At 33.7% G+C, this 3,238-nt stretch carries 5 protein-coding genes; 1 reads left to right on the top strand and 4 read right to left on the bottom strand.

Going from position 1 to position 3,238, the window contains the following annotated elements; all coding sequences use genetic code 11:
• Positions 1–453 precede the first annotated feature (453 nt).
• From Cyrtocomes_RS05705 to Cyrtocomes_RS06170, 4 genes are all read right to left on the bottom strand, one after another.
• Entirely contained in the window at positions 454–636 is a 183-nt protein-coding gene (locus Cyrtocomes_RS05705; RefSeq protein ID WP_322498226.1) for a hypothetical protein, read from the bottom strand.
• Positions 637–649: 13 nt separating this feature from the next.
• On the bottom strand, positions 650–946 hold the full coding sequence (locus Cyrtocomes_RS05700; RefSeq protein ID WP_322498225.1) for a ribbon-helix-helix domain-containing protein: 297 nt from the start codon (positions 944–946) through the stop codon (positions 650–652).
• A gap of 5 nt (positions 947–951) precedes the next feature.
• Entirely contained in the window at positions 952–1,593 is a 642-nt protein-coding gene (locus tag Cyrtocomes_RS05695; RefSeq protein WP_322498224.1) for an AAA family ATPase, read from the bottom strand.
• 1,069 nt (positions 1,594–2,662) lie between these two features.
• Positions 2,663–2,758 carry a helix-turn-helix domain-containing protein gene (locus Cyrtocomes_RS06170; protein ID WP_410519710.1) on the bottom strand — a complete coding sequence of 32 codons (96 nt, stop codon included), beginning with the start codon at positions 2,756–2,758 and terminating at the stop codon, positions 2,663–2,665.
• A gap of 72 nt (positions 2,759–2,830) precedes the next feature.
• On the opposite strand from Cyrtocomes_RS06170, the gene Cyrtocomes_RS05690 reads away from it, so the two are divergent.
• Positions 2,831–3,238 (top strand): AAA family ATPase (locus Cyrtocomes_RS05690; protein WP_322498223.1); only part of this gene is annotated, 408 nt, incomplete at its 3' end.

The raw sequence follows: 3,238 nt of genomic DNA, 5'->3' as shown, positions 1-3,238 counted from the left end.
AAAAAATCCATACTGAGATATACAAAGCTAAAGGATCATGTACAAGGCGTAAGACTTATGGGTAAGGAGACAACTTAAAATGACCAAAGTATATTAGTCAAGATTTAATCTTACAGACAGTACAACTACAGAAGAAAAATCTTGTTTAAGTTTATACCATACCTAAAGCGTCATAAAAAAGTTACGCTACTAATTTTGAAAATAGCTTAATTATCATTAGATTAAGCTTAACAAAATTACTTTTCATCTAATCATTTTATACCGCCTTAGCTACATCAGACTTATCTTCGAGATATAAAATCTCATTAGATTTGTTGGGAGCTAACCTACTAATATGCATGACAACACATAATTAGGCTTTTAGAGGCGCCCAACAGAAGCTATGTCTGCACTTCTTAAGTTGTTGCAGTGCCTTTCTTCTAGATTTGAGGGTTTTAGAGTTTTATCCGTTTGCTAATCAAGATCTACATCTATCATACTCTTCCCACCCCCTATTATCTCACTTATCTTCTTTTTCCTATAAGACTCATATTCTTTGCGTATCAACCTATAAACAAACTTACTCTTAGTGCACGATTCAGCCATGGCTCTTTCCTCTATAAAGCCAGCAACCTCATCATCAAAACTGATATACATCCTTGTTTTATTTTTAAGAGACATAATCATCAATAATATCTTGGGTTTTTAATTTATTTAATTTATCCGCAATCGCCTCTTTTATAAACTGATTTCGTGTAGTTGTACTCATACTATCTTTGACATATAAATCTATAATTTGGATTACCTTTGCTGGCAATCTCACGGTAATTTTAAGCTGTGTAGCATATTTATGCTCTGTTTGCTCGTGATCTATGGCGCTAGACCCACCTTTATTTATAATTTCCTCTATTAGATCTTTCTTTGTATGATTATTGGTGCCTTTTATGGGTTTTCTAGAAATAGCCATATAACTTAATGATTAAAAACGTTTTTATAAAGAGCATGTATCTCTGAAATAGCCTTAGGATCAGCATTTTTTACTTCGTGTACAGCTTTACCCTCAGATGCTGCATTACCAAAAGCTTTTCTATTACAAATTATCACATCATACATTTTGATATTTTCTTTCTCGCTTATAAGCTCCTTTGCCTCTGAATTGTCATATCCTCTTGAATCCGCTCTATTTAAAAACGCATATGATTTGAGATTGGGATTAATTTGTCTAATCTCTTCCACTATAGCAGCAACAGTATCTAGCGTCCAAAGATCAAAGCTTCTGGGTACAAATGGGACAATCAGTATATCTGCAACAGACAATGCGGCTCTCTGATTAACAGTATCCCTACCACCAGCATCTACTATAATATCATCATATTTATTCTTAAGCTTTAATATCTCAGACCTAACCGCCTGACCGGATAGCTTAATACATGTGTATGATCTTAGGTCATCTTCTGAAGATGACCTAAGGGACGAAAAATCAAAACTAGTTTCTTGATCATCTGCATCAACCAAGAGTACATCCTTATTATCATGCGCTCTCATTATTGCCAAATGCGTAGCAATAGTGGTTTTACCAGATCCACCCTTTATCCCCCCAGTTACAACAATCATTATATGTCTTTTATATGTCTAAAATAGGTCTTTATGCCATACATCCATTCTATAGTAAACAAGTTTTAGTAATAATATAACTAACTATTTTAATATAGTTATTATCCTTCCAGTATTGCTGAATAACCAAAGATTGCCTACATATGATGAGGATCTATTACTTATATTATAGGTGATTATTTGCGACCCAATATACAAGCATAAGATAAATGAAGCTCCTACCTTCCCTTACTTCGACACAAATAACTCGGAATTTGTCTCTGTCAACAGCACTAAATCTTTATTTTCTTTTTTTAAACATAAATAAAAAGCTCATTAAGCTCTATTATGTTGATATCTTTAGGCTTAATCTCTTTTACCACTTTCCCTAACCGCTCAATCCAAACAGATATCACTGAATTATGAACTTTTTACGATAGCTATCGCACTAATACCCATCGAGTTAATGTACATCCATTGCCAGCTTGAGCTCTGCGCTATACTTAGCTTCTTTTCCTCTGAAAGAGGCTTCTGCAGCTTTTGCATTTGTATCATTATAGCCAAGCAATTTATTATATGATCATTTTATATTATATATAGATTTTGCTAAGTATAATATTTACACCAACTAGTAGTCTCATCCTCAACAAATTTTCTAAAGCCAAGCCGTAGAAATAGACCTATATAAACCGCCTATCAGACCCACGTTAAATGCCTTATATAGGTCTAGTGGGCTTGTCACTGAATTCAATTTTCTAAATCTAAACTATAGAAACAGACCCGTATAAGCCATCCACCAGACCCATGTTGAATGCCTTATAGAGGTCTAATAGATTAATAATTCTCTAAATCTAAACCATAGGAACAGACCCATATAAGCCATCCACCAGACCCATGTTGAATGCCTTATATAGGTCTAATAGACTTACAGATTAACAAAAAATAATGTTTGGGCAGCGAATGGACAATTCAAACTATGCAACATCACCCAAACAACAATCACCACTCATTATTGAACCAATTAGGTTTCATGCACTAATTTTAGCGTTACTTATATAATTAGGGGTATACCTATCAATGGAACGAAAAGTTACTCTAAGGAAATTTGGTAAGTACGTAATGCCAAATATCTGTAGAAAGTAGCTCTAGAAATTTTTAGAATATTGCAGATATCATTGACGCTCAATTTGAAAGTTACATGTGTACATGGGGCTATGAAGTTCTATAATGCAACAATTAAAGCATAAATTTATTTTGTATGAGTAGAAATCAAATTAGGATAACAAAAATCCAAATTAAGAATTTCAAAAGCATCAAAGATATTGAGATTGAATGTCACGAAGGAATAAATGCTTTCATTGGTAAAAATGGAGCTGGTAAAAGTGCGGTTTTTGATGCGGTGAACTTTGTATTAGGGGAAAATTATCCAATGCCACAGTCTTTTCAAAAATGCTGGTTGAATGATAGTAGCTCGGAATCTGAAATAACTATTTCATTTCAGGATGGTTGTTCAATACATTTCAGTAGTGCTGATGGGCTGTCACTTAATGAGGAGTGGGGGAGGTGGAAAAAACCAAAAAATGAAGAGCGTAACAAATACAAAATAAATTATCTTGGATCTGACAGAACTATAAAATCTATAATGCCAACAAATGGATGGAGTCTG

The sequence above is a fragment of the Candidatus Cyrtobacter comes genome, from assembly GCF_034470605.1.
GTDB lineage: Bacteria > Pseudomonadota > Alphaproteobacteria > Rickettsiales > Midichloriaceae > Cyrtobacter > Cyrtobacter comes.
This window is presented reverse-complemented; position numbering and strand designations above follow the sequence as displayed.